Genomic DNA, 23,782 nt, shown 5'->3' with positions numbered 1-23,782 from the left:
TCGACAAGGAGAAGTTCCATGCTCATTTCCCAGCGTCCTCAGCTCACCGAGGAAGTTATCGACTCGGCTCGTTCCAAGTTCACCATCGAACCGCTCGAGCCGGGTTTCGGTTACACCCTCGGCAACTCGCTGCGTCGTACGCTGCTGTCGTCCATCCCGGGCGCGGCAGTGACCTCGATCAAGATTGACGGTGTGCTCCACGAGTTCACCACGATCTCCGGTGTCAAGGAAGACGTTGCCGAGATCATCCTCAACATCAAGGGCCTCGTGCTCTCCTCCGACTCTGATGAGCCGGTCGTGATGTACTTGAGCAAAGAAGGTGCCGGCGAGGTCACTGCAGGCGACATTCAGCCGCCGGCAGGCGTGGAGATCCACAACCCGGATCTGCACATCGCCACCCTCAACGACACCGCTCGACTGGAGATGGAGCTCGTTGTCGAGCGCGGTCGCGGCTACGTCCCGGCTGCCCCGACGTCCGGTGAGATCGGCCGCATTCCGGTCGACCAGATTTACTCGCCGGTCCTCAAGGTCTCGTACAAGGTCGAAGCTACTCGTGTCGAGCAGCGCACCGACTTTGACAAGCTCATCATCGACGTCGAGACCAAGAACTCGATCACCGCACGTGACGCTCTGGCTTCGGCCGGCGGCACCCTGGTCGAGCTCTTCGGTCTGGCGCGCGAGCTCAACACGGCTGCCGAGGGCATCGAGATCGGCCCCTCCCCGCAGGAGACCGAGTACATCGCTGCTTACTCCATGCCGATTGAGGACCTGAACTTCTCTGTTCGCTCCTACAACTGCCTGAAGCGCCAGGAAATCCACACCGTCGGTGAGCTCGCTGAGTGCACCGAGTCGGACCTGCTGGATATCCGCAACTTCGGTCAGAAGTCGATCAACGAGGTGAAGATCAAGCTGAACAGCTTGGGCCTTGCCCTCAAGGACACCCCTGAGGACTTTGACCCGACCCAGCTTGAGGGTTATGACGCAGAAACCGGTGACTTCAAGGATCCGTCCGCGGGCGAATCCGAGTAAATAGTCACTAAACGCGCTTAACACTTAAAAAGCACACGAGGAGTACACAATGCCTACCCCGAAGAAGGGCGCCCGTCTCGGCGGCTCCGCTGCGCAGCAGGCTCACCTATTGAGCAACCTGGCAGCCAGCCTCATCGAGCACGGCGCGATCAAGACCACCGATGCCAAGGCGAAGATGCTTCGCCCGTACGTCGAGAAGATCATTACCAAGGCGAAGGGCGGCTCCATTGCCGACCGTCGCGAGGTTCTCAAGCTCATCCCGCACAAGGATGTTGTTGCTCACCTCTTCGATGATCTCGCACCGCAGTTCGCAAACCGCGAGGGCGGCTACACCCGCACCATCAAGCTGGACAACCGTCGTGGCGACAACGCCCCGATGTCCCAGATTGCCCTGGTGCTGGAGGAGACCGTTTCCTCCGAGGCCACCCGCGCAACCCGCGCTGCTGCTTCCAAGGCCGCTGAGGCTGAGGAGGCCACCGAGGCCGAGGCTACCGAGGAGAACTAATCTCCCCGGGGCCTAAAGCCCGCATACGCAAAGACCGCAACCCTGCATAAGGGTTGCGGTCTTTGTCGTCTGCGGAGATGTCGTCGCGCGCAGCTGGAACCTCCGGTGAAGAATTACATCTTCGGCAGGAACTGCTGGATCTGCGGCCAAAGAGCGGCGCCCAGAGCCAGGATGCCGGCGGTGATGCCCACACCGAGCAGAGCCTGCTCCTCAGTGGAGGAGGATTCCGGCTTCTCACCGTCCTTGGAGCTCAGGGTCGGGAACTTCTTGGCCAGCTCTTCGTCGCTGGAGCCGTTGCCTTCCTTGCCGTCTGCGTTCGAAGAACCGTCCTGCTTACCGGACGCGGAGGAGCCGGTCTGGTCGCCGTTGTCTGCGGCCACAGCGTTCGGTGCGGCAACGGTGAGTGCGCCGGCAAGCGCGATGGCGGACACAGAGGCACCAAACTTCTTGAACTTCGTCATCGTGTTTCCTTTCGATTGGGAAATATTGTCGGTCGTACGCCCCGTGAGCGTGCTCACGTGAGGCATGGCACATAGTATGACATACTTTTGCTGGCAATAGTATAGGAATCTGCCCGCAATTGTCAGCCGCAACACAGAATGCCTACTCAGCCGCGGTACAGCCACACCGAATTGGTAGTATCCCGGAGTATGACTGCCCCCTCGCCTGATACCGTCCGCCTGCGTTTCGACCTCGCCTATGACGGCACGGACTTCCACGGTTGGGCCAAGCAGAAAGGCGGGCTGCGCACCGTCGAAGGCGTCCTCGCTGAGAAACTCTCGCTCATCGCGCAGACCGAGATCGAGCTCACCGTCGCCGGCCGCACCGACGCTGGCGTGCATTCCGCGCATCAGGTCGCCCACGCGGACGTGCCCCGCGCACTGCTCGAGTCGCGCAGCATCCACGGCGATCCGTCCACCCTCGTGCGGCGCCTGACCAAACTCCTGCCCGACGATATCCGCGTCCACGACGTGACGTTCGCACCTGAGGGTTTCGATGCGCGCTTCTCCGCTCTCGCCCGTCGCTACGTCTACCGCGTCACCACGTTCCCCGCGGGCTCGCTGCCCACCCGCGCGCGCGACACGGCCATGTGGCCCCACGCCGTGGACATCGACGCCATGCAAGAAGCCGCCACTGTGCTCGTCGGCCTCCACGACTTCGCGGCCTTCTGCCGGCCCAAGCCGCACGCGACGACGATCCGCGATCTGCAGTCCTTCACCTGGCACGATGTCTCAACGCCGCACGAGCCGGAGCTCTATGAGGCCCACCTCACCGCAGACGCTTTCTGCTGGAATATGGTCCGTTCCCTCGTCGGCTGTTGCCTGGCGGTGGGGGAGGGCCGCCGCGACGTCGATTTCGCTGCGGCGCTCCTCGGCGAGACGCAACGCTCGGACACATGCCCGGTCGCGCCTGCCAAAGGCCTGTCACTCACCGGCGTCGATTACCCGGCGTCGGAGGATCTCGCCGCCCGCGCCGAGACGGCCCGCAATCGCCGCTCGCTCGAGTAGCGGGCCAGCGCGCTCCGGGTTAGGATGAGCGCACATCGCATTGCTACTCGGGGGAGTTCACCATGGCGCGTCTGCGACCGACCACCAAAGCCCAAATTTCTGGTCACCGTTTCCTGCAACGACGGCTTGAGCACGGCCTCGTCCTCGGCGATATTCGCATGATTCACGATCCCCTCGCGCGCCGCAGCCGCGCCGCCTGGATCTCCGTGGGCCTGTCAGTCCTTATCGCCGCGGGTGCTGGCCTCATCGCCTGGCTCCAGCCCAACCCGGATCCGGGTGCGCAACCCATCGTCCGCACTGCGCAGGGCCAGGTCCTCGCTAATATCGACGGCACCTTCCACCCCGTCCCCAACCTCGTCTCGGCCCGTCTACTCCCCGGTGCGCCTGCCGATGCCGCCCCCATCGGTCCCGATATCCTCGCCGCAGCATCGCTCGGTGTGCCCGCCGGGCTTGCCGATGCCCCCGGCTTCCTCAATTCTTCACCCTCCAGCACCCCCTGGGCGCTGTGCCAGGAGCCTACGCCCGAGGACACCGTCGCCTTCGTGACCTCCATTGACGCCGCCGGCGAGCCGACCGGCCGCACCATCGTTCACGCCCAGCGCCCCGTGCGTCTCCTCGGCCCCGAGGACGCTGCCCTCGTCGTGGCGGAACGACGCACGTGGCTCATCACCGAGGACGGCCGGCGCCCGCTAGATGAAGACGAGCTTGCGACAACCATCGCCCGCGTCGTCGGCATCGAGCCGGACGCCCCGCGCCGCGCGGTGCCGCCGGAGTTCCTCAATGCCGTTTCGGAGCTGCCAGCCTTCGCGCTGCCCGCTGACCTCCCGGAGGTCTGGGATTCCGGCCACGGCTTGTGGGCGCACACGGACGACGGCGTCGCACCGCTCACCGCCGCGCAAGCCGAAGTCCTCGTCGCGTCCGGCGCGCGCCTGCGCGACGTCCCCGCGGATGACGTCGCCGCGCAGCCCGATGCGGAGCTTTCACTTAACCTGCCCACGCGTCCGCTGCGCATCGCGCCCGCCGACGACCGCTGGCTGTGCGCGACGGGCAATGGCGTCGGCTTCGCGTGGCCGACCGGCGGCCTCGTGCCGCTAGCCGGTGAGGCCGTCGCCACGCACTTCGGTGGTCTCGACGCGGGCGGCGTCGCCGTGGACACGGGCCACGGCCGTCTCGTTGTTTCCGCGACCGGCACCCGCCACACCGTCCCCTCGCAGGCCGAATGGGAGGCACTCGGCTTGAACGCCGCGGCCAGCGCGCCGTGGGACATTGTGCGCCTGTTGCCGGAAGGCTCGGAGCTATCCCGCGTCGCTGCCCTCGCGGGTGATACAGGTGCCGTTTCTCAAGGAGAATCGAGCAAGTAGCGACTCTGTAAAAGGTAGACCCACCCTTGCTACAGCGTATTAGTGGGGTTGTATTGCCACCGTTCATAATTCTTACCGCTCACGGTGACCTGCGCCAGGTGTCCTCGTAGCGGATAGTTACAGTCTGTACGCCGAGCTGATTGCGTTGCGCTGAGTGGCACAAGGTCTCTCCAACCCTTTTCTACTCTGGATGTGAGAAACCGGAGATAGTACTCATGTTACGTGGCGGGCGTTGAAGCAATCCTCCTCACGAATTCGTCGCGGGCGTAACGCCGCTGCACACGCGATGGCGAGAGCAAGGAAGGCGAGCGACCCTGCTAGCCACGCCAAACGCCGCGCGGGCTCCGCGTCTCGCTGTGCGGGGTGCGCCACGAATGCAGGACGCACGACGCGGCTCTGGGAGAAAGTTGTAGCGCTCACGGCAGCGAGCGGATCGACGAACCCAGAGCCCGGATGTGCCGTTGCGTGCAGGCGTTCGCGCAGCTGCGCCGGGGTGGCGTCGGGGAAGCGCTCGCGTAGAAGGGCCGCGGTGCCTGCGATGACGGGCGCGGCGAAGGACGTGCCGGTGAGCGGTTGCACTTCGTCGGCCGCAAGCGCCAGGGGAGAGGCTGCGTCGCCGCGCGCCCATCCGCCGGTGGGCGACAGCCCCAACGGCACGGTCCCTGGCGCCGCGAGGCGCCCGGGCAGGGAGTAGTCCGCGTGGTCACGGGGTTCCTCCACGGCCGCGACGGAGAGCACCGTGGGGCCGTGGGCGGGGTAGACGACGTCGCCGGGCGAGCAGCCAGAGCCGCTGCCGCCGGTGTTGCCCGCGGCGGCAACGATGAGGGCACCGGAGTCCTCGGCGAGGCGCAGGGCGTCATCGAGCGGGCGCGTGTTGAGCTTGGCGGCGATGGCTGGAGCGACGCAGGAGACGACGGAGACGTTAATGACGTCGGCGTCTGCGTCGACGGCGGCGGTGATGGCGCGCGCCAGTGATTCGAGGTCGCCGGCGCCGCGGGCCTCGGCGTCGCGCGCGTCCGAACGATAATGGGCGCTCGACTGGCGAATGGAGAGGATAGTAGCCGACGGTGCGATTCCAGTGTCACGGGCGGCGATGACCCCGGCAACGACGGTGCCGTGCATGTCGCAGTCGAGATGCGGGTCCGGGGAATCCGGCGCGACGAGGTCCGGCCCGGACTCCAGGCGGGCGAGCTGATCATGGCGTGCGACGCCGGTGTCGATGACGGCGACGCGCACGCCGCGACCTGTCGCCAAGGCGTGGAGCCGGGCACGGTAGTCGGCTTGTTGCGCGGTGGGCGCGGGCGAGCCCTCCCCGGGCACCGGGACCATGCAGGCAGTCGCGGGTTCTTGGGCCAAGGCAGGAGGGACAAGTGCACACGCTGCGGCAATGCCCGCGACGAGAACAAGGCGGCGCATGGCTAGCCCAGCCCGCGAATCAGGACGAAGACGCCGGCGATATGCAGCGCCAACGGCACGATGGCGGTGAGAGCCAAAGCCTCGGCGCGTTCGAACCACACGAGCGTGGTCGGCTCGAGACGCGCGACGCGCGGTGCCCAGAGGCAGGCCGTCGCAGCTGTTGCAGCAATGAGGACGGCGGCGATGAGCAGGACCCACGTGCCAGTGGCAAACCCGGCACTCACGGCGATAACGGCAAGCGCGCAGAGGGCGATAACTCCGCCGGCGGCCCCCACCATGAGTAGCCACGTCCCGCGTGCCGAGGCGTGACGAGCGGCGTGGAGAAGAAAGACGCCGCTCATCGCCGCGGCGAGTCCCGCGACCCAGCCACCGGGCAGACCCGCTGCGACGCCACGCACGAGGAATCCCAGTGCGGGCACGCAGGCGAGGGCACACGCGAGGAGAGCACCCTCGTAGAGCTCGCGGGCGCGCCGGGCACGGGAGTCAGCGAGAGGATCGAGGATATCCCCGAGCTCGTCCTCGGTGGGCTCCTCGCCGGCGGTGGGGAGCTGGGGTACGCGCAACCCCGCCGCGCGCGTGGCGAGCGAGGGACCGGCGAGGATGATGGCGACGCACGTGGCGAGGCTAAGCGCGGCTGCGGCGCTGGCGTGCCCGGGGGCATCGGCAAGCGAGAGGGCGGCGCGGGGACCGGACAGACCGGGCAGCAGGCCGCCGAGCCCGGCGACGCAGGCGAGCAGCGCGCCCGTGAGCGTAGCGCCGGCGAGCAACGCGGTACCCCGGTGCAGGACGTGGAGGAGACCCACCATCGTCGTCGCGGCGAGCGCGGCCGCGAGGAGTCCCAAGCGGGGCGTGCCCACCGCGAGACCCGCGGAGACCGCTGCGAAGGCGACGCTCGCGGTGCCGAGCGCGCGTGCCCCGGGTGCCCAGGCGTGGAGCACGAGCGCACAGGCTGCGGCCGTTGCGCAGGACGTGCCCCCGGCGAGGTGAAGCGGGAGGACGAGGCGCAGTGCGCCCGTGCCGAGCGCGGCCGCGAGCAGAAGACCGAGCACGGACCACGTCGCGGCGAGCGCGCGGGCCGGGGCGCCGGTGCCGACCGCGGCGAGGGCCTCCGCCGCGTCCCGGATGACGGGAGCGGCGGTGGGCGTGTGCGGGCGCAGGAGAATGAGTGCGCCATCGGAGAGCGGGGTCTCGCGCAGCGGCACGGTGTGATCGAGCGCGCGGCCGGCTGGTGTGACGGCGCGCCACGGCGTGGACAGCAGCGGCGCGCCGAGAAGATCGGTGACTTCGCCTAAGACCTCGTCGAGGCTGGCCTCGACGGGCAATGACACGTCGATTTGTTTGTGGAAGCGGCCGGCGTGCGCGCGGACGGTGACGCGCACGCTCGTAGCGGTCATCATGGCGGAATTTTCCCCCGGTATTTTTCGTGGTGGCACCCCAGAAATGTTCTGGGATGGCTGGGCGTCCCCCTTGCCCAATGGCTCACATTGTGGCTTACTTGTAGGCGCATGTCCACCGCTACGGCGGCGGACGGGCCGTGAGCAGGGGGCTTACGGCTGGGGGATGCCGGTTGTGGGGTGGCCCCAGTACCTGGACCAGTTCTACGAGGGGGATTATTCCATGCCCGTGACCACCATTCCGCGCGCGCCGCGCGACCCGGCACCGCCGCTGCCCAGCGGCTCTTTACAGGCCGAGGCTGTGCCGGACGCCGCGAAGCCCAAGCCCGTGCCGCTCGTGCGTCTGTTGTTGCCCGTCGTCATGATCGTGGCCATGCTCGGCATGGTCGCGCTCATGGTGCTCGGCGGTGGCGGGCGCGAGCTCAACCCGATGATGCTCATGTTCCCGCTCATGATGCTTGCCTCCGTCGCGACGATGTTTGCGCCGCAGGGCTCCGCCGATGATCCGAACGAGCGGCGCCGGACCTACCTGCGGCACCTCAAGGCGTTGCGCGGCAAGGCGGAGGAGCATGCCGCTGCCCAACGCGCGCATGCGGTCCACCACCATCCGCGGCATGACCAGCTGGTCGCGTGGGTGGGCTCCAACCGCCTGTGGGAGCGCGACGCGCAGGATGACGATGCGCTCGCGGTGCGCGTGGGCGAGGGTGCGGTGGCACTGTGCACGCCGATTACCTTCCCTGATATCGACGCGCCCGAGGACGTCGATCCAGTGTGCACGGTAAGCCTGCGCCAGCTCGTCCATTCCGCGGGGCAGCTGCCGGGAATGCCCATCGTCATTCAGCTGCGTGCGTTTCGCTTCCTGGGTATCGGCGGTCCAAAGGCACGGGAGCTTGCTCGAGCGATGGTCATGGAACTCGCCGCAGCGCACGGCCCGGAGACGGTGGGCATCTCGGCGCTGGGGGAGGGCTGGGAGTGGCTCAAGTGGCTGCCCCACACGCGCGAGCCCCGGGCGGCGCGATATCACGTGCTGCTCGTCGACTCGGTGACGACAACGGGCCTGGAGGACTTCTTCCACGACGAGACGCTCACGACCATCATCGACGTGGGCGCCCGCCCGTCCACGGCGTTGGGCTTGCGCGCGGAGCAGGAGGGACTCTTCCTCGTCACGGATGTGACCGGGGCCTTGCGCGTTGTTACTGAGGCCGGCGATGAGGAGCTCGGGCTTGCCGATGCCGCCCCGGAGGCCGCTGCCTTGCACCTCGCCCGTCAGCTGGCGCCGTGCCGGCGCCCCGAGGGTGCGGTGTCCACCGCACGCGTCACGGACGGGGACTTGCTGCGGTTGCTGGGGCACCGGGACATCGGCGAGCTTGCCGCGCGTTTGTGGCCGGGGCGTGCGGGACGAGAAAGACTCAATGTGCCCTTGGGCGTGGACACGGACGGGGTGCCGGTATACCTCGACATCAAGGAGGCCGCGCATGGGGGCGCGGGCCCGCACGGTCTGTGCATCGGCGCGACGGGTAGTGGAAAGTCCGAGCTCCTGCGCACGTTCGTCACGGCTCTCGCGGCGACGCATAGCCCGGACGAGCTCAACCTCGTGCTCGTCGATTTCAAGGGCGGCGCGACGTTCTTGGGCTGTGATACCTTGCCGCACACGGCGGCGGTGATTACCAACCTGGAGGAGGAATCCATCCTCGTTGACCGCATGTTTGACGCGATTTCAGGCGAGCTCAACCGCCGCCAGGAACTGTTGCGCGCGGCGGGCAACTTTGCGAACGTGGGCGACTTCAACGCCTCTGAGGATGCCGTCGCCCGGTACGGGCCGCTGCCTGCGCTCGTCATCATCGTCGACGAGTTCTCGGAGCTGCTTGGGCAACATCCGGACTTCGCGGACCTTTTCGTGGCGGTGGGCCGTCTGGGCCGTTCGCTCCACGTCCACCTGCTGCTCGCCTCGCAACGGCTGGAGGAAGGCCGGTTGCGCGGGCTCGATTCGCACCTGTCGTACCGCGTGGGTCTCAAGACTTTCTCCGCAGCTGAGTCGCGCCAGGTGCTGGGCATTACGGACGCCTATGCGCTGCCCACTAAGCCGGGCGCGGGCTACCTCAAGACGGGCGCGGAGGAACCCGCGCGCATGCAGGCCGCGTATGTCTCGGGTCCGCTTGCGCGCCGAGTCCTCGCCGCGGCGGACGGGCCAGTGCGCGGCAGGGTGACGCTCTTCCATAGCTGGGACGCGACAGGTGAGGCCTCTCCGCATGCGGCGGAGGAAGAGACGCAGCTCGACCACTCGACGACTTTGCTCGATGCCGTCGTCGACGTGGCGCGTGCCGAGGCCACCGCGCGGGGCCAGGCGGCGCACCGCATCTGGTTGCCGCCGTTGCCGCCTGTCATCGAGCTGCCGGAGGTTGTCGCGGGAGCCGAACCCGGTTCTGGGGCGGGCCTGGCCGTGGCGCTGGGCATCGTGGACCGGCCGTACCACCAGCGTCAAGATCCGCTCGTGGTGGACTTGGCTGCGGCGGGCGGGCACCTCGCCGTGTGCGGTGGCCCGCAGTCGGGGAAGTCGACGATGCTGCGCACCGTGGTCGCCGCGTTGGCCGCGGGCCGGTCACCGTCTGCGGTGCGCTTCTACGTCATCGACTGCGGCGGCGGGCAGCTCGCGACGCTCGAGCGCCTGCCGCACGTCTCCGGCGTGGCGACGAAGCACGAGCCGGAGAAGCTCCGCCGGATCGTCGACGAGGTGACACAGCTGGTGGCGGACGCCGCGGCTGACGCGACCGCGACTCGCTCGGGCGACGTCTTTCTCCTCGTCGACGGCTGGCACCACGTGGGAACTGCAGGTGCGGACTTTGAAGACGTCGGCGAGCGGCTCACTCAACTCGCCGCGGACGGGCCCTCTGCGGGGGTGCACCTCGTCGTTTCCACTCCGCGCTGGACGACCATGCGCCCGGCCGTGCGCGACCTCATCGCGCACCGCCTCGAGCTGCGTTTGGGCGAGCCCATGGATTCGCTCATCGACCGCAAGGCGCAGGCGGCATTGCCCGTCGCGCCCGGACGCGGGCTCACCCAGGACGGCGAGCCCATGCTCATCGCCCGCAGCAGCAACCAAGACCTGGCGCATATCGCAGACGTGTGGGCCGCAGTGGAGCCGGCGCCGCGTGTGCGACTTCTGCCGGAGGAGATTCTGCTTGCCGACCTCACCTGCGACGCGGCAGGAAATGCAGTGGGGATTCCGGTGGGCATCGGCGGGCCCCGCCTGGAACCGATGGCCTGGGACGATGCGGCGACAGGCCACCTGGTGTGCGTGGGCGCGCCGGGTTCGGGCAAGTCCCAGCTGCTGCGCACTGTCATTGCGGGAATCGCCGCGCGGGGCCGCGACGCTGCGCGTATTGTGCTCATCGACCATCGGCGCGCACACCTCGGCGCCGTCGAGGAGTCGTTGCTCGCGGCCTATTCCGCGCAGTCACTCGCCACCGAGGAAGCGCTGCGCGCGACGGCGACAACGCTACGCGAACGTCTGCCGGGGTCGGAGGTCACCGCCTCCCAGCTCGCGCGCCGCGACTGGTGGGAAGGGCCAGATATTTACGTGGTCATCGACGATCTTGACTTGGTTTCCGACGTCGCACTGCGGCCTCTCGTGGAGTTGTTGCCGCACGCCCAAGACATCGGCCTGCACGTCGTGGCCGCACGCAAGTCCGGCGGCATCGGCCGTGCGCTCTATGGCGGATTCCTGGCAGCACTGCGCGACCAGCTGCCCTGCGCGCTGGTACTCGACGCGGACAAGGATGAAGGCCCCATCTTTGGCATCAAACCGCGGCCCCAGCCTGCCGGCCGCGGCCAGTGGGTGGTGCGCAATGAAGACCACGGCCTTATCCAGGTAGCGCTTGCTACCGCCCCTGAGGAAGGAGCCTGACATGGCTGATCTCACTCTCACGGTGCTCGATACCGCCACCATCTACGAAGCGCATGAATCCATTTTCCGCTATGACCTCCCCGGCACTGGCGTCGTGGAAGGCTGGGCTTTGGCCGGTGTGGTCGAACAGGCCGCCAAGCTCGTGGGCCCCGCCTGGCCTTCCGTCGAGGTCATGGTGTGCGCCGACCCCTCGGCCTCAGCCGTGGGGCGCGAGGCCGTGGAGATCATCACTCGGCATATTCGCCTGGAGGGGGTGCGCATTATTGAGGACACTCCGAAGCCGTCGGTCGCGACGCCCTCTCGACCACGGACCACCCCGCCGGCGCCTGATGCGGGCGCGGCGCAGGAACCTCCGCGTTCTGTACGTGGCCGTCGGCGAAAGAGCGATACAAAGAAAACTGCGCGGAGTGGTCTGCGTGCACTCGGGATAGAACCCCTCCACCTCGGCGTGTGCGCCGTTGCCCTCGTGCTGGGCGGCGGTGCTTTGTGGGGAATGTTGCGGGTCGATTCGGATGCGGCGCCGAAAGCGGTCCCTGCGTCAACCCCTGCGTCAACCCCAGCGTCACTCTCAGTCGTGTCGCCGCAGCCTTCTGTCCCGGAAAGCGCACGCATGCTCACGCCCACGAGCAGCGCCGTTTCAGCGGATGCCGGGGCGCCGGTGGAAGTAGCCGGCATGCGCCTTACCTTGCCGCGTGGCTTCGGGTGGACCGAGGATGCAGGGCTGGTCACGCTCAGCGGCCGTGATCCGCACCTGCGCGTGCTCATTGCCGCGGATCCGCTCTATTCCGTTCCGGGGCAGGCCATCCTCGATGAGGTCCGCGCACAGGTCGAGGCTGAGAAGGAGCTTTCGCAGCTTACGGAGACGAACGGCCGCGTGGCGTATGTCGAAGACCCCGGCGACGGGTCCATCGTGGCGTGGACGACGTGGATCGACGGCGACCATCAGCTCTCCGTTGGGTGCCACAGCAAGGAGACACCGACGGTCGCGCACAAGGCGGCGTGCCGGATTGCGACGGAGTCTTTAGAGAAACTGCCCTGAGCACAGGACCCTGTGGGCGCGCGGGAAAAGTTGTGCGCGGCAGGGAACCTTTTGCGCGGAAAGCCAGTCCAATACTCACGAGAAAGCACCCCGGGGGACAGAAACGCCGGGGGAGCGCTCATCTGGTCCGGCGGCGTGTTGCCCTGGGCCAAGCCCGCTACTTCTACTCCATGTCTCGAAAGGACAATCATGACTCAGCTCTTTAGGACTGAAGCCGACGTAATGGTCGCCACTGCCGGCCGCGTGGACTCCACCAACTCCGAGGTCCAGGGTGAGCTCACCCGCCTCCAGGGCGTTGTGGACTCCGTGCGTTCCAGCTGGGACGGCCGTGCGCAGGTCTCCTTTGACAACCTCATGCAGCGCTACAACACGGCAGCCCAGCAGCTGCGCGAGGCGCTCACCGCCATCAGCGACAATATCCGCACGAATGCCCGCCACTTCGACACCACTGAAGACGAGAACGCACAGGCGTTTAGCGCCGTGGGCGGCGCGGGCCTGGCGCTGTAGCCACGGCGCATCAGCTGCCGCGCAGCGCACGCCGCGTCATTTACGCGCGGGCGCCACATAGAACAGTCACTCTTTATCTCACAGAAGGAAACTCATGTCTGCCATTAAGTACGAATTCGGCGCCATCTCCGGTGCCGCTGCCGATATCCAGTCGACCTCTCAGCACATCAACTCGCTGCTCGATGACCTCAAGTCTGTCATCGCTCCCATGACGTCCACGTGGGAGGGCGACTCCGCTGCGGCGTATGCAGCCGCCCAGGACAAGTGGGACCGCGCCGCCGCAGAACTCAACACCGTGCTCGCCACCATCTCCACCACGGTGGCCGACAGCAACGACCGTATGTCCGACGTCAACCGTCGAGCAGCGGCGAGCTGGGGATAGGTCGCGGCCCGTGCAGGCGAAGCGTTCTCGGTGCACCGTTAGAGGGAATGGACAAACGAGGGCATGCGTGATGGGGACGCTGCCTTGGATACGAGACGCACGTTCGCACGGACCGGGCTGAAACAATCGGCTACTGCCTGAACAAACCTGAAAATTACGCTGTATTCTTTCGCTTTCCTGCGGCCGCTGGGGCGGCCGCGCGCGGGCGGCGGGCTTACCTGGGGAGGGGCCCTCCGTGCCGGATGGCGAAGCGGGGAATACGGCGTTTTGGGTTTTAGCCGCTGGTCGGGTTAGAATTTTTATCCTGTGTGTTCTTCGCGCGCGCTGTGATGTGCTGCGCGAGCTTCCTCCTACAGGTCTCCACCGGCCGCTGCAGTGGGGAAGTCAAGGTTCACAGCGATGGCCGGCAGCCTACTTAAGAGACTTTTAAAGGAGTCATCTTGTCTACTTTCCACCCGAAGAGCGGTGACATCACCCGCCAGTGGTACGTCATCGACGCTACCGATGTGGTGCTGGGCAAGCTTGCTTCCACCGCGGCAGATATGCTGCGTGGCAAGCACAAGCCGCAGTACGCACCCAACGTTGATTGCGGCGACCACATCGTCATCATCAACGCCGACAAGGTCCACGTGTCCTCCAACAAGCGTGAGCGCGAGATGCGTTACCGCCACTCTGGCTACCCGGGTGGTCTGAAGACCATGACCCTGGGCCAGTCCCTGGACACCAACCCGGTCCGCGTCATCGAAGAAGCTGTGCGTGGCATGATGCCGCACAACAAGCTCAATGACGCCGCCGTCAAGAAGCTCCACGTCTTCGCAGGCGAGGAGCACCCGTACGCCGGTCAGAAGCCGGAGACCTTCGAGTTTAAGCAGGTGGCACAGTAATGACCGAGCAGAACATCGACAACAACGTAGCCGACGCTGCTGACATCGCTGCAGCTACCGCCGCAACCGAGGAGTTCACCAACACCATCGGTGACCAGCTCGCACCGGCCGCTGAGGAGACCGAGGCTGCTGCCCCGGCGTACTACGAGGGCCCGATCCAGACCGTCGGTCGTCGTAAGCGCGCCGTCGCCCGCGTCCGCATGGTCGCTGGCTCTGGCGAGATCGTCGTCAACGGTCGTCCCTTCGACAACTACTTCCCGAACAAGCTGCACCAGCAGGACATCCTCCTTCCGCTGACGCTGCTTGAGCGTGAGGGTCAGTTCGACATCAAGGTCACCGTCAACGGTGGCGGCCCGACCGGCCAGGCTGGCGCACTGCGTCTGGCCATCGCCCGCGCACTCAACGTCTACAACCCGGGTGACCGCGCTGCCCTGAAGAAGGCCGGCCTGCTCACTCGTGACGCTCGTGCCGTGGAGCGCAAGAAGGCTGGTCTGCACAAGGCACGTCGTGCCCCGCAGTACTCCAAGCGTTAATCTTCGCTCTTACTGCGTGTCTGCCGCTGCTTCCCGCGTGGAAGCGGCGGCTTTCGCCGTTTTCCAGCTCGCCCCACGGGCCGCTGGGTAGCATGACAGGCAGGGAGCTCATTCTCAACGCCTATTCCACCGTGCGCGAGGAGGTCCCCTTTACAGGACGCGGACCTGGCGCGCGATGGGGGCATCGGCAGCCTTGCGGAGTGGGCGCGGGAGGCCAACACATCGCCCTCTTTCCGGACGGGACGCTGTGCAATGCCGGGGGTGAGCACGTGCTCGACCCCTCGCGGCTCACGGAACCTACCTTCCACGGCGTTCCCCCTCCCGCCGCCGTGCTCGTCGCAGGAGATGTGCGAGGCGTGGGAGCGCGCCTTCTCGCTGCGGCGCTCCCAGGGTGCGCCAATCCCGGATACGGCGCGTGAGCTTACTGGGTAGGAAGAAGGCATCCTGCTTGAGCGCCACCACGCCTGTACGTGGTTCATGGAATCCCTCCTGCCCAGCTACGACCGCGTAGACCGGTCGACCTTGTAGCAGCTCATCCAGGACCCGGCTCGCACGGCGTGCGAGGGGGCATGAGCAGGGGGTGACTCTGCCCTAACGTGGAGCAGGCTGCACCTACGGTGCATAATTGAACACATGACTCGACTCTTTGGTACCGACGGAGTTCGCGGCCTCGCGAACCAGAAGCTGACACCGATCCTGGCCTTGAAGCTGGGGCAGGCGGCCGCCGAGGTGTTCACGGGCGACCGCGAATCCTTCGAGCGCCGCCCGCTCGCCATCATCGGACGCGACCCGCGCGTCTCCGGCGAGATGCTCGACGCCGCCATCGCCTCGGGCCTCGCCTCCCGCGGTGTCGACGTGCTGCGCGTGGGCGTGCTGCCCACCCCGGCCGTCGCTTTTCTTACCGATGATTACGGCGCGGACTTCGGCGTCATGATTTCCGCCTCGCATAACCCCATGCCGGACAACGGCATCAAGTTCTTCTCCGCAGGCGGCCGCAAGCTCCCAGATTCTATTGAGGATCAGATTCAGGCCCAGATGGACACGCTCACCGAGGAAGGGCCCACGGGCACGAAGCTCGGCCGCGTCATCACGGAAGCCCCTGACGCCCGTGAGCGCTACTTGAAGCACCTCGCGGAGTCCGTCACGGTGGACCTCACCGGCATCAAGGTCGTTGTCGACGCCGCCAATGGTGCCGCCTCCAAGGTTGCCCCGCGTGCCTACGAGGCCGCCGGTGCCGAGGTCATCGCCATCCACAACAAGCCGAATGCCTTCAATATCAACGAGGACTGCGGCTCCACCCACATCGAAAAGACGCAGGAAGCTGTCCGCGAGCATGGTGCCGACCTGGGCCTGGCCCACGACGGTGACGCTGACCGCTGCCTCGCCGTCGATGCTGAGGGCAATGTCGTGGACGGCGACCAGATTATGGCGCTGCTCGCCGTAGGCATGAAGGAAGAAGGCCGCCTGCGTGATAGCACGCTCGTCGCCACGGTCATGTCTAACCTGGGCCTCAAGCTGGCCATGAAGGAACAGGGCATCACGATGATCGAGGCCAACGTGGGCGATCGCTACGTCCTCGAGGAACTCGGTAAGGGTGACTTCTCGCTCGGCGGCGAGCAGTCCGGCCACGTCGTGCTCCCGGCCAATGCCACCACCGGCGACGGCACGCTCACGGGTCTCAACATCATGGCCCGCATGGCGAAGACCGGCAAGTCCCTCGCGGAACTCGCTTCTGTCATGACTGTCCTGCCGCAGGTCCTCATCAACGTACCGGTCGCCGATAAGACGACCATCATGAGCAACTCTGAGGTCCAGTCCGCCATCGTCGAGGCCGAGTCTGAGCTCGACGGCACCGGCCGCGTCCTCTTGCGCCCTTCGGGCACCGAGGAGCTCTTCCGCGTCATGGTCGAGGCTGCCGATGCTGAGCAGGCCCGCAAGGTCGCCGGCCGTCTCGCCGCCGTCGTCGCCGCGGCTTAAGCCCCAGCTTTCCGATGCCGCCTCGCGTCCGCGCGAGGCGGCTTTCGGCGTTTCGGGCCATCGCGGCGCGCGTTCGGGTGCGTTGGAATGCTCTGTGCGGCGCTGACCATCAATCACGGCGGGCTGGGAACCTTTCGGGCGCTGTCACAGTCCAATAGGGGTGGATCAGAAAGACATACCGCTACCGCAGGAGGTTCCCAATGACTGATGTCTTCCTTGATGTGGGTGAGGACTCGCGCGCACTCCAGTCCGTGGCTGAGGGTGTTCGCGCAAGCCACACGCAGCACGCCGCGCTCACCCCACACTTTCCACCCCACGCGGCCGGCAAGGCCTTCGCCGGGCATGCCGCGCGCCTTCAGGCTGCCTTCATGACGGTGCACGAGCGCGGCGCCCTGCGTTTCGCTCACGCCGAGTCCGTCGCGCAGGCGGCCGTAGCCCAGTTCACCGCCGTCGGTGCGGCGGACGACGCTAACGCTGCGCAACTCCGTGGCGTGGGAGGAGCGTTATGAGCACTGCCGTCGCCTCGCGCCTGGGCGACTACGGACGCTCCATCGCCTTGTTCCAAGCCGCGACCGGCGGCGCCTACAGCGGCCCGTCCATGCCGTTGGGGCTGCTCCAGGAACTCGTGGGCTCTGCCGATGGCATTGATACCGGCGCGCTGGTCTCGTCAGTCGAGGCAGCCGTCGGCGTCCAACGCGCCGGCAAAGGCGGCAAGAGCGGTGCGGGCTCCTCGGGATCGTCTTCCGGCTCCGGCGCGTGGAGCTTGCTGCGTGACGTCATTCAAAAACTCGGCGTCGAACTCGCCGCGGGCTCCATCTTCGAATTCCTCGGCAACATCGAAGGCCTCGGCTCCGCTGACGCGCAACAGCGCGAGGAGCTCGTGGACCAGGCAGGGGAGTGTGCCTCCGCCATTGACGATGTCGTCCACGTGTCAGAAACCTCCATCGAGGAAATCCTCGGCGCCGCCATTCCTCTACTCGGCACGCTCACCTCGCTCGTCTCCAAGATTCATCCGCTGGCGCGCGCTCTCGTGCCCATTATCGCTTCCGCGGGCGATGAGATTATCGAGCACACCAACGGACTGATCGCGCAGACCTGTCGCGACCGCGATGACACCATCGAGCGCTGCTACGACGCCCTCGAACACTGCTGTGAGCAGGCCTGCTCCACCGAGCTGCCCACCCGTGTTCCCGACGCTGCAACCTGTACTCCGCCGCCCGCATGCCCGACCCTCGCGCCCGTATCCGCGCCGCCGGCCTGCCCCACGCAGGATTCCATTTCCGGCACGGCTCCGGCTTCGGCACCCGCATCTGCGCCGGCTCCTGCGCCGCCCGCGCCGGTGACCCCGCCCTCTCCGGCAGCGCCGCCACCCGTCACCACACCCGCGAGCACCGCACCAGCATGCCCGCCGCCTGCGCCTTCCCAGCCTGCGCCTGCCGTTCCGACCCCGCCCTCTCCGGCAGCGCCGCCACCCGCGGAGTGTGCACCGCCTGCGCCGAATCAGCCACGTACGACGCCGAGCTCGACGCCGCCCACGCCACGTCCTGCCGTGGAACCCCAATGCACTCCGCCAGCGCCTCATGAGTGCGAGTGCCCAGAGCCTGCGGAGGCCCATGATGACTGCGTCGACCGCCCCGCAACGCCAAGGCCAGGAGAGACGAAGCCTCCTGCCGATTGTGACACGGTGCCGGCGCAGGAGCCCGTGGTTGTCGAAGAGTGCCTTAAGGACGAACCAGTCGCGCCCGAGCCTGCCGTCGAGTGCGAGGTCGAAACGCAAAGCGACTGCGAGGAGACCGGTGTCGACATCGGCGCCCTGTGCTCTGGATTCCTTGGTGGCTTCGGCGTAGGTGTGGCCATCATCGGAACTGGCTTGCTCATCGCCGCGGCCGTGGACTTTGTCTCTCACCTCGAATTGCCTGATCTCGCTCCGGAACCCGCACCCGAGCCGGCCCCTGAGCCCGCGCCGCAGCCTGAGCGCGCACCAGAGCCGCCCGCTCCTGCCTCAGTGAAGAAGGAGGACGGTGTTTATACGCCGCCGGCTGAGCTAGACGACGTGCAAGAGCCTGCACCGCCGCCCAAGAAGCTGGCGCATATGGCAGGCACTACCGGTGCTGCGCAGGCAGGGGTGCCGGTCGCAGACACGCCCGCCCCTGCGGCGCCCGCGCAGTCCGATGCTTCACCCGCAGCTCCGTCCTCCGCACCAGCGCCCGCTGCGCCGGTGCCTCCTCCTGGAGGTTCGTCCTCTCGTGCTCGAAAGGCAGGTCAGTGGTAATGACTACGAACTTTGATGAATTCGCACGCGCCTTCCGCGAGCGGACTGCTCGCCGGCTTTTGGAATTTGAAAAGACGCTGGCGAAGGCACAAGACGATATTGAGAAGGCCGTGCACGACGCCCGCGATGAAGTGCGCCAGCGCCCGCCCAGCCACGCGAACGGTCCTGTGGAAGCACCCGCGGAGACTCGGCATGCAGCCGGTGCACGTCCGTATGCGGCGCATCAGACCCGTGGCACTCAAGGTCGCGTGAAATCGGTGTTGCGCCGGCAGTAGTGTTATGTCCGTAGAGATAAGTCGAACCCCGCGTCCCTCGCATCGTTGTGATGCCAGGAACGTGGGGTTCGGCGTTGTCGCGGAAGTGCCGCGAAGCACAAGGGCCTAGTGGTACTGATCGGCCTTCTCTGCGAGCTCCTCACCCAGCAGGGAGTGCACACCCTTGGCCGTAGCGTCTGCCTCGGCGAAGTCGGAGTACTTCTTCTCATTGCCCAGCGTGGCGAGGAGGAAGCCGACGAGCAGCGCGCGGGCGGTCTCACGCGGACCGGACTGGAAGATGCCGGTACCGAACGCCAGCTTTTGCATGGTGTTTTCTGCGAAGCCCGGTTGTGTGCCCTTGTCGAGCTCGCGGTAGACGGCCGTGCCGCCCCAGCTCTGTGCGAGCTTGGCCGGGTTGCCCGCGGAGAGGAAGTCATCCAACTTGGAGCCGATGACGAGTCCCGGTGCCTGCACCGAGCGGGCAGCGGTTGTCGCGGAAGGCGAGACCGTGGCGGGGTAGAGGGCGCCCACGGCACGCACCTTTTCGTTATTGGCTGCTGCGAGCACTGCGGCACCGCCGCCCATGCCGTGGCCCACCATGCCCAAGCGGCCCGGGGAGACGGTGATATTGCCCTGACCCAGCTTCACGCCCGCGGCAATCTGCAGTGCGGATTCCATGTCGGCGACGAGGCCGCGGACGTTGGGCACCAAGCCATTTTCGGTGTCCGGTGCAACGACCACAATGCCCCAACTGGCCAGGTGGCGCAGCGTGGAGTGGTAATGCTTGATATTCGTGCGCCAGTCGTGACCAAAGGCCACGGCAGGCAGTGCTTTCCCCTCAGCAGGGGTGTACACCTTGCCTTCAAGGCCGGCGTAGGAAAGATCGCCAGTAAGAACGCGGTACGGGCCACGCTTGGACAGGGTCGCTAGATGCTTCTTCAAATTCGCAGACACGCTACCCAGGATAGAGGAAGAAGTGTAGGCATTGGGCGCAAAGAGCGATAGAAGCGATTTTTGCATCGAGTCAGCACAAGGGCGGGCACGTAGAGGGGTGATTTTCGTTCCCCAAGTGCCTACTCCTCTATATAGGGGATTATCAGGTAACATCTGCAACTATGTGTGGAATTGTTGGATACGTCGGTCACTACTCTGATGACCGCGAATACTTTGCCCTTGACGTTATTCTCGAGGGATTGCGTCGACTCGAATACCGCGGCTATGACTCTGCTGGTATCGCAGTCTTCGCGGATGGAGAAATCGGGTGGCGCAAGAAGGCCGGTAAGGTCGCTGCTCTCGAGCAGGAGATCGCGGCACGCCCGCTCAAGGACTCCGTCTTGGGTATCGGCCACACCCGCTGGGCAACCCACGGTGGTCCAACGGATCTCAACGCGCACCCGCACGTTGTCGATGGCGGCAAGCTGGCCGTCGTCCACAACGGCATCATCGAGAACTTCGCCGAGCTCAAGTCCGAGCTCACGGCGAAGGGCCACAACTTCGTGTCGGAGACCGACACCGAGGTCGCTGCGACGCTGCTGGGAGACATCTTCCACAACGAGGCCAACGGTGACCTCACCCGCGCTATGCAGCTCACCGGCCAGCGCCTCGAGGGTGCGTTCACCCTCTTGGCCGTTCATACCGAGCAGGCAGACCGCATCGTCGCTGCCCGCCGCGACTCGCCGCTGGTTATCGGCCTGGGCGAGGGCGAGAACTTCCTGGGCTCGGACGTCTCCGGCTTCATCGACTACACCAAGTCCGCCGTCGAGATGGCCAACGACCAGGTCGTGACCATCACGGCCGACGAGGTCACCATCACCGACTACAACGGCAACCCGGCCGAGGGCAAGCCGTTCGAAATCAAGTGGGATGCCGCCGCTGCCAAGAAAGATGGCTTCAGCTCCTTCATGGAGAAGGAAATCCATGACCAGCCGGCCGCCGTGCGCGACACGCTTCTCGGCCGCTTTGACGAGCAGGGCAAGCTCACGCTCGACGAGGTGCACATCGACGAGTCGATCCTTAAGTCCATCGACAAGATCATCGTCATCGCCTGCGGTACCGCCGCCTACGCTGGCCACGTGGCCCGCTACGCCATCGAGCACTGGTGCCGTATTCCTACCGAGGTCGAGCTCGCTCACGAGTTCCGTTACCGCGACCCGATCGTCAACGAGAAGACCCTCGTTGTCGCGCTGTCCCAGTCGGGTGAGACCATGGATACCCTCATGGCCGTGCGCCACGCACGCCAGCAGGGTGCGAAGGTCATCGCCATCTGTAACACGCAGGGTTCCTCCATCCCGCGCGAGGCAGACGCTGCGCTCTACACCCACGCTGGCCCGGAGATTGCCGTTGCGTCCACGAAGGCGTTCCTGGCGCAGATCACCGCGACCTACCTGCTCGGCCTCTACCTGGCGCAGCTGCGCGGCAACATGTTCGCCGATGAGGTCCAGAACGTCATCTCTGAACTGCATGCCATGCCGGACAAGGTTCAGAAGGTCATCGACCAGGAAGACCAGGTCTACGCGCTGTCCAGGTCCATGTCGGATGCAGACTCCGTGCTCTTCCTTGGCCGCCACGTGGGCTTCCCGGTCGCGCTCGAGGGCGCGCTCAAGCTCAAGGAGATCGCGTACCTGCACGCTGAGGGCTTCGCCGCCGGCGAGCTCAAGCACGGCCCGATCGCTCTTATCGAGGAAGGCCAGCCGGTCTTCGTTATCGTGCCGTCCCCGCGCGGCCGCGACTCGCTGCACTCTAAGGTCGTCTCCAACATCCAGGAGATCCGTGCCCGCGGCGCGATTACCATCGTCATCGCCGAAGAGGGCGACGAGGCAGTGGAGGCCTACGCCAACCACATCATCCGCATCCCGGAGGCACCCACGCTCATGCAGCCGCTGCTCGCCACCGTGCCCCTGCAGATCTTCGCGTGCGGCGTCGCCACCGCGAAGGGCTACGACGTGGACCAGCCGCGTAACCTGGCCAAGTCCGTGACGGTCGAGTAATCGCGCACGAGCGCTCGCAACTCGTATGAGTCGCGTGGAAATTCACGATTTTCGCGCAACTCATACGAGTTTTGTGTTTTCGCGGTCCAGCAGTCCGTGCTCGCGGGTAACAGTGGCACAATAGACGCCATGTCACAGTCCACTGTTCAGCCCCCACTTCGCACCCGCGTCGACTTGGGCGCGATTGCGCACAACGTTTCCACCATCAAGGACATGGTGGGGCCGGACGTCAACCTCATGGCCGTCGTCAAGGCGGATGCCTACGGCCATGGCGCGTTGGAGGTTGCGCGCGCCGCCGAGCGCGCGGACGCCTTTGGCGTAGCGACGGTGGCGGAGGCGCTGGAGTTGCGCGAAGGGGGCATCGGCAAGCCCATTTGCGCGTGGATCTGGAATCCGGAGGACGATGTGTCCACCCCGTTGGCCGCGCGCGTTGACCTGGCTATTCCGAGCCTGCGGCACCTGGGGGTGCTCATCGAGGCGCAGGTGCCGGCACGCGTGTACCTCAAGATCGAGACGGGCTTGCACCGCGCGGGCCTGGATCCGGCTGAGTGGGAGGAGGCCTTCGCGCTCGCCCGCGACGCAGAGCACCTCGAGGTGCTCGGGCTCATGTCGCACCTGGCGTGCGCAGACGAGCCGGAGAATGACTACACAGATTTCCAGGCCGCGAATTTTGCCCGGGCCCTCGAGCAGGCGCGCGCGGCGGGCCTGGAGTGCCCCGTTAACCACCTGTGTAATACGCCGGGCACGTTCACGCGGCCTGACCTGCGCTACGAGCAGGTGCGCGTCGGCCTGGGCATCTACGGCTTGGAGCCCATCCCCGGCCAGGACCATGGCTTGATTCCCGCCATGATGTGGGCGGCGACCACGATGGCCGTCAAGCCCATCGCGGCGGGGGAGGGCACCTGCTACACCATGACGTGGCATGCGGAGCGCGATGGCTACCTCGCCAACGTGCCGGTGGGCTACGCAGACGGCCTGCCGCGCGCGTTCCAGGGCAAGCTCCAGGTGGGCATTGGCGGACACCTCTATCCGCAGGTGGGTCGCGTGTGCATGGACCAGATTGCCGTTGACCTCGGCGACAACCCGCACGGCGTGCGCCCCGGCGACGAGGCCATTATCTTCGGAGGGGGCGGCATGTCCGCCACGGAGCTTGCCGATGCCGCCGGCACCATCAACTACGAAGTCATTTGCCGCCCCACGGGGCGCACCGTCCGCCAGTACGTGGGAGGAACACATGCGTAGCAGTTTTCCGCAGGAGGGCCGCCGCCAGTTCGCGACGGCGGCTGACACCCAGGCCTTCGGCGAGGAGCTCGGAGCGGCATTGGAGGCGGGCGACCTAGTCATCCTCGACGGGCCGCTGGGCGCGGGGAAGACGACGCTGACACAAGGCATCGCGCGCGGCATGGGTGTCAAGGGGCGCGTGACGTCCCCGACCTTCGTCATCGCCCGCGAGCATCGGTCGCTGGGGGAGGGACCGGCGCTCGTCCACGTCGACGCGTACCGTCTCCTCGACGATTTCGGGGCGGGCTCCGGCGACCCGCTGGGAGACCTCGACGCGCTCGACCTGGACACGGAGCTTGAGGACGCTGTCGTCGTCGCAGAATGGGGTGGCGGATTGTTAGCCCAACTGTCAGACGCGTACCTCTTTGTGGGGCTGGATCGTGAACCTGAGAATCGGACAGAAACGGGCGCAGATACACGCGAAATCACGTGGCGCTGGGTAAACGCGGGAAATTAAGCTATCAAGTACAGGCGTCCTGTAGGCGACCTATATAAGTGATAAGTATCCCATAGTCCCAGGTTGACGCGGGATTATTGATTAAGTCAAAC

Annotated in this window: 21 protein-coding genes; 17 read left to right on the top strand and 4 right to left on the bottom strand. The window is 66.3% G+C overall.

The annotated features are described in order from the left end of the window. Positions 1-18 precede the first annotated feature (18 nt). Together HMPREF0307_RS02250 and rplQ are read left to right on the top strand one after the other, a co-directional pair. Entirely contained in the window at positions 19-1,029 is a 1,011-nt protein-coding gene (locus tag HMPREF0307_RS02250; protein WP_066486281.1) for a DNA-directed RNA polymerase subunit alpha, read from the top strand. A gap of 49 nt (positions 1,030-1,078) precedes the next feature. Beyond that, complete coding sequence (rplQ, locus tag HMPREF0307_RS02245; protein WP_066486273.1) at positions 1,079-1,534, top strand: 50S ribosomal protein L17; 456 nt, start codon at positions 1,079-1,081, stop codon at positions 1,532-1,534. Positions 1,535-1,647: 113 nt separating this feature from the next. Here the strand turns inward: rplQ and HMPREF0307_RS02240 are convergent, their stop codons facing one another. Further along, positions 1,648-1,995, bottom strand: coding sequence for a hypothetical protein (locus HMPREF0307_RS02240; RefSeq protein WP_066486268.1), 348 nt, complete (start codon positions 1,993-1,995; stop codon positions 1,648-1,650). A gap of 189 nt (positions 1,996-2,184) precedes the next feature. On the opposite strand from HMPREF0307_RS02240, the gene truA reads away from it, so the two are divergent. Together truA and eccB are read left to right on the top strand one after the other, a co-directional pair. Beyond that, on the top strand, positions 2,185-3,042 hold the full coding sequence (gene truA / locus HMPREF0307_RS02235) for a tRNA pseudouridine(38-40) synthase TruA (RefSeq protein ID WP_141759231.1): 858 nt from the start codon (positions 2,185-2,187) through the stop codon (positions 3,040-3,042). 62 nt (positions 3,043-3,104) lie between these two features. Next, on the top strand, positions 3,105-4,403 hold the full coding sequence (gene eccB, locus HMPREF0307_RS02230; protein ID WP_066486262.1) for a type VII secretion protein EccB: 1,299 nt from the start codon (positions 3,105-3,107) through the stop codon (positions 4,401-4,403). Between the two features lie 213 nt (positions 4,404-4,616). On the opposite strand, the gene HMPREF0307_RS02225 is transcribed toward eccB, so the two are convergent. Beyond that, positions 4,617-5,819 carry a S8 family serine peptidase gene (locus tag HMPREF0307_RS02225; RefSeq protein ID WP_082723183.1) on the bottom strand — a complete coding sequence of 401 codons (1,203 nt, stop codon included), beginning with the start codon at positions 5,817-5,819 and terminating at the stop codon, positions 4,617-4,619. 2 nt (positions 5,820-5,821) lie between these two features. Further along, positions 5,822-7,216 carry a type VII secretion integral membrane protein EccD gene (gene eccD / locus HMPREF0307_RS02220; RefSeq protein WP_066486259.1) on the bottom strand — a complete coding sequence of 465 codons (1,395 nt, stop codon included), beginning with the start codon at positions 7,214-7,216 and terminating at the stop codon, positions 5,822-5,824. A gap of 220 nt (positions 7,217-7,436) precedes the next feature. Here eccD and eccCa point away from each other — a divergent pair, with 220 nt between their 5' ends. The 10 genes from eccCa to HMPREF0307_RS02170 all read left to right on the top strand — a co-directional run bounded on the left by eccCa (position 7,437) and on the right by HMPREF0307_RS02170 (position 18,986). Next, positions 7,437-11,117, top strand: a complete 3,681-nt coding sequence (gene eccCa / locus HMPREF0307_RS02215) for a type VII secretion protein EccCa (protein WP_066486359.1) — start codon at positions 7,437-7,439, stop codon at positions 11,115-11,117. A 1-nt stretch (position 11,118) separates the two neighbouring features. Beyond that, the gene (locus HMPREF0307_RS02210) at positions 11,119-12,156 is read left to right on the top strand and encodes a type VII secretion-associated protein (protein WP_066486255.1); all 1,038 of its coding nucleotides are present in this window, start codon (positions 11,119-11,121) and stop codon (positions 12,154-12,156) included. 189 nt (positions 12,157-12,345) lie between these two features. Then, positions 12,346-12,663, top strand: a complete 318-nt coding sequence (locus HMPREF0307_RS02205) for a WXG100 family type VII secretion target (protein WP_066486252.1) — start codon at positions 12,346-12,348, stop codon at positions 12,661-12,663. A gap of 94 nt (positions 12,664-12,757) precedes the next feature. Beyond that, positions 12,758-13,045: a WXG100 family type VII secretion target gene (locus HMPREF0307_RS02200; RefSeq protein WP_066486245.1), complete on the top strand. Its 288-nt coding sequence runs from the start codon at positions 12,758-12,760 to the stop codon at positions 13,043-13,045. A gap of 440 nt (positions 13,046-13,485) precedes the next feature. Then, positions 13,486-13,929, top strand: a complete 444-nt coding sequence (gene rplM / locus HMPREF0307_RS02195) for a 50S ribosomal protein L13 (RefSeq protein ID WP_066486240.1) — start codon at positions 13,486-13,488, stop codon at positions 13,927-13,929. Further along, positions 13,929-14,462: a 30S ribosomal protein S9 gene (gene rpsI, locus HMPREF0307_RS02190; protein WP_066486232.1), complete on the top strand. Its 534-nt coding sequence runs from the start codon at positions 13,929-13,931 to the stop codon at positions 14,460-14,462. The genes rplM and rpsI overlap by 1 nt, the downstream gene beginning before the upstream one ends. A gap of 633 nt (positions 14,463-15,095) precedes the next feature. Next, on the top strand, positions 15,096-16,439 hold the full coding sequence (gene glmM / locus HMPREF0307_RS02185) for a phosphoglucosamine mutase (protein WP_066486221.1): 1,344 nt from the start codon (positions 15,096-15,098) through the stop codon (positions 16,437-16,439). Positions 16,440-16,639: 200 nt separating this feature from the next. Then, entirely contained in the window at positions 16,640-16,948 is a 309-nt protein-coding gene (locus HMPREF0307_RS02180; protein WP_066486210.1) for a hypothetical protein, read from the top strand. Then, entirely contained in the window at positions 16,945-18,711 is a 1,767-nt protein-coding gene (locus HMPREF0307_RS02175) for a hypothetical protein (RefSeq protein WP_066486203.1), read from the top strand. The genes HMPREF0307_RS02180 and HMPREF0307_RS02175 overlap by 4 nt, the downstream gene beginning before the upstream one ends. Then, positions 18,711-18,986, top strand: coding sequence for a hypothetical protein (locus HMPREF0307_RS02170; RefSeq protein WP_066486200.1), 276 nt, complete (start codon positions 18,711-18,713; stop codon positions 18,984-18,986). Before HMPREF0307_RS02175 ends, HMPREF0307_RS02170 begins: the two co-directional genes overlap by 1 nt. Positions 18,987-19,091: 105 nt before the next feature. Here the strand turns inward: HMPREF0307_RS02170 and HMPREF0307_RS02165 are convergent, their stop codons facing one another. Continuing rightward, the gene (locus HMPREF0307_RS02165) at positions 19,092-19,919 is read right to left on the bottom strand and encodes a poly(ethylene terephthalate) hydrolase family protein (protein WP_066486345.1); all 828 of its coding nucleotides are present in this window, start codon (positions 19,917-19,919) and stop codon (positions 19,092-19,094) included. A 161-nt stretch (positions 19,920-20,080) separates the two neighbouring features. Between HMPREF0307_RS02165 and glmS the strand changes: the two genes are divergently transcribed. From glmS to tsaE, 3 genes are all read left to right on the top strand, one after another. Next, positions 20,081-21,952, top strand: coding sequence for a glutamine--fructose-6-phosphate transaminase (isomerizing) (glmS, locus tag HMPREF0307_RS02160; protein ID WP_066486196.1), 1,872 nt, complete (start codon positions 20,081-20,083; stop codon positions 21,950-21,952). Positions 21,953-22,081: 129 nt separating this feature from the next. Then, positions 22,082-23,194, top strand: a complete 1,113-nt coding sequence (gene alr / locus HMPREF0307_RS02155) for an alanine racemase (protein WP_066486194.1) — start codon at positions 22,082-22,084, stop codon at positions 23,192-23,194. Further along, positions 23,187-23,690, top strand: a complete 504-nt coding sequence (tsaE, locus tag HMPREF0307_RS02150; RefSeq protein WP_066486192.1) for a tRNA (adenosine(37)-N6)-threonylcarbamoyltransferase complex ATPase subunit type 1 TsaE — start codon at positions 23,187-23,189, stop codon at positions 23,688-23,690. The genes alr and tsaE overlap by 8 nt, the downstream gene beginning before the upstream one ends. Positions 23,691-23,782 lie beyond the last annotated feature (92 nt).

Origin of the sequence: Corynebacterium sp. DNF00584 (genome assembly GCF_001552965.1) — a bacterium.
GTDB classification, from domain to species: Bacteria; Actinomycetota; Actinomycetes; order Mycobacteriales; family Mycobacteriaceae; genus Corynebacterium; species Corynebacterium phoceense.
This window is presented reverse-complemented; position numbering and strand designations above follow the sequence as displayed.

Coding starts and splice junctions, on each gene's coding strand:
- eccD (WP_066486259.1), bottom strand. CDS start 7,216: ATGATGACCGCTACGAGCGTGCGCGTCACCGTCCGCGCGCACGCCGGC.
- HMPREF0307_RS02205 (WP_066486252.1), top strand. CDS start 12,346: ATGACTCAGCTCTTTAGGACTGAAGCCGACGTAATGGTCGCCACTGCC.
- HMPREF0307_RS02250 (WP_066486281.1), top strand. CDS start 19: ATGCTCATTTCCCAGCGTCCTCAGCTCACCGAGGAAGTTATCGACTCG.
- rplQ (WP_066486273.1), top strand. CDS start 1,079: ATGCCTACCCCGAAGAAGGGCGCCCGTCTCGGCGGCTCCGCTGCGCAG.
- HMPREF0307_RS02170 (WP_066486200.1), top strand. CDS start 18,711: ATGACTACGAACTTTGATGAATTCGCACGCGCCTTCCGCGAGCGGACT.
- eccB (WP_066486262.1), top strand. CDS start 3,105: ATGGCGCGTCTGCGACCGACCACCAAAGCCCAAATTTCTGGTCACCGT.
- glmM (WP_066486221.1), top strand. CDS start 15,096: ATGACTCGACTCTTTGGTACCGACGGAGTTCGCGGCCTCGCGAACCAG.
- alr (WP_066486194.1), top strand. CDS start 22,082: ATGTCACAGTCCACTGTTCAGCCCCCACTTCGCACCCGCGTCGACTTG.
- glmS (WP_066486196.1), top strand. CDS start 20,081: ATGTGTGGAATTGTTGGATACGTCGGTCACTACTCTGATGACCGCGAA.
- HMPREF0307_RS02200 (WP_066486245.1), top strand. CDS start 12,758: ATGTCTGCCATTAAGTACGAATTCGGCGCCATCTCCGGTGCCGCTGCC.
- HMPREF0307_RS02175 (WP_066486203.1), top strand. CDS start 16,945: ATGAGCACTGCCGTCGCCTCGCGCCTGGGCGACTACGGACGCTCCATC.
- truA (WP_141759231.1), top strand. CDS start 2,185: ATGACTGCCCCCTCGCCTGATACCGTCCGCCTGCGTTTCGACCTCGCC.
- rpsI (WP_066486232.1), top strand. CDS start 13,929: ATGACCGAGCAGAACATCGACAACAACGTAGCCGACGCTGCTGACATC.
- eccCa (WP_066486359.1), top strand. CDS start 7,437: ATGCCCGTGACCACCATTCCGCGCGCGCCGCGCGACCCGGCACCGCCG.
- HMPREF0307_RS02225 (WP_082723183.1), bottom strand. CDS start 5,819: ATGCGCCGCCTTGTTCTCGTCGCGGGCATTGCCGCAGCGTGTGCACTT.
- tsaE (WP_066486192.1), top strand. CDS start 23,187: ATGCGTAGCAGTTTTCCGCAGGAGGGCCGCCGCCAGTTCGCGACGGCG.
- HMPREF0307_RS02210 (WP_066486255.1), top strand. CDS start 11,119: ATGGCTGATCTCACTCTCACGGTGCTCGATACCGCCACCATCTACGAA.
- HMPREF0307_RS02240 (WP_066486268.1), bottom strand. CDS start 1,995: ATGACGAAGTTCAAGAAGTTTGGTGCCTCTGTGTCCGCCATCGCGCTT.
- HMPREF0307_RS02180 (WP_066486210.1), top strand. CDS start 16,640: ATGACTGATGTCTTCCTTGATGTGGGTGAGGACTCGCGCGCACTCCAG.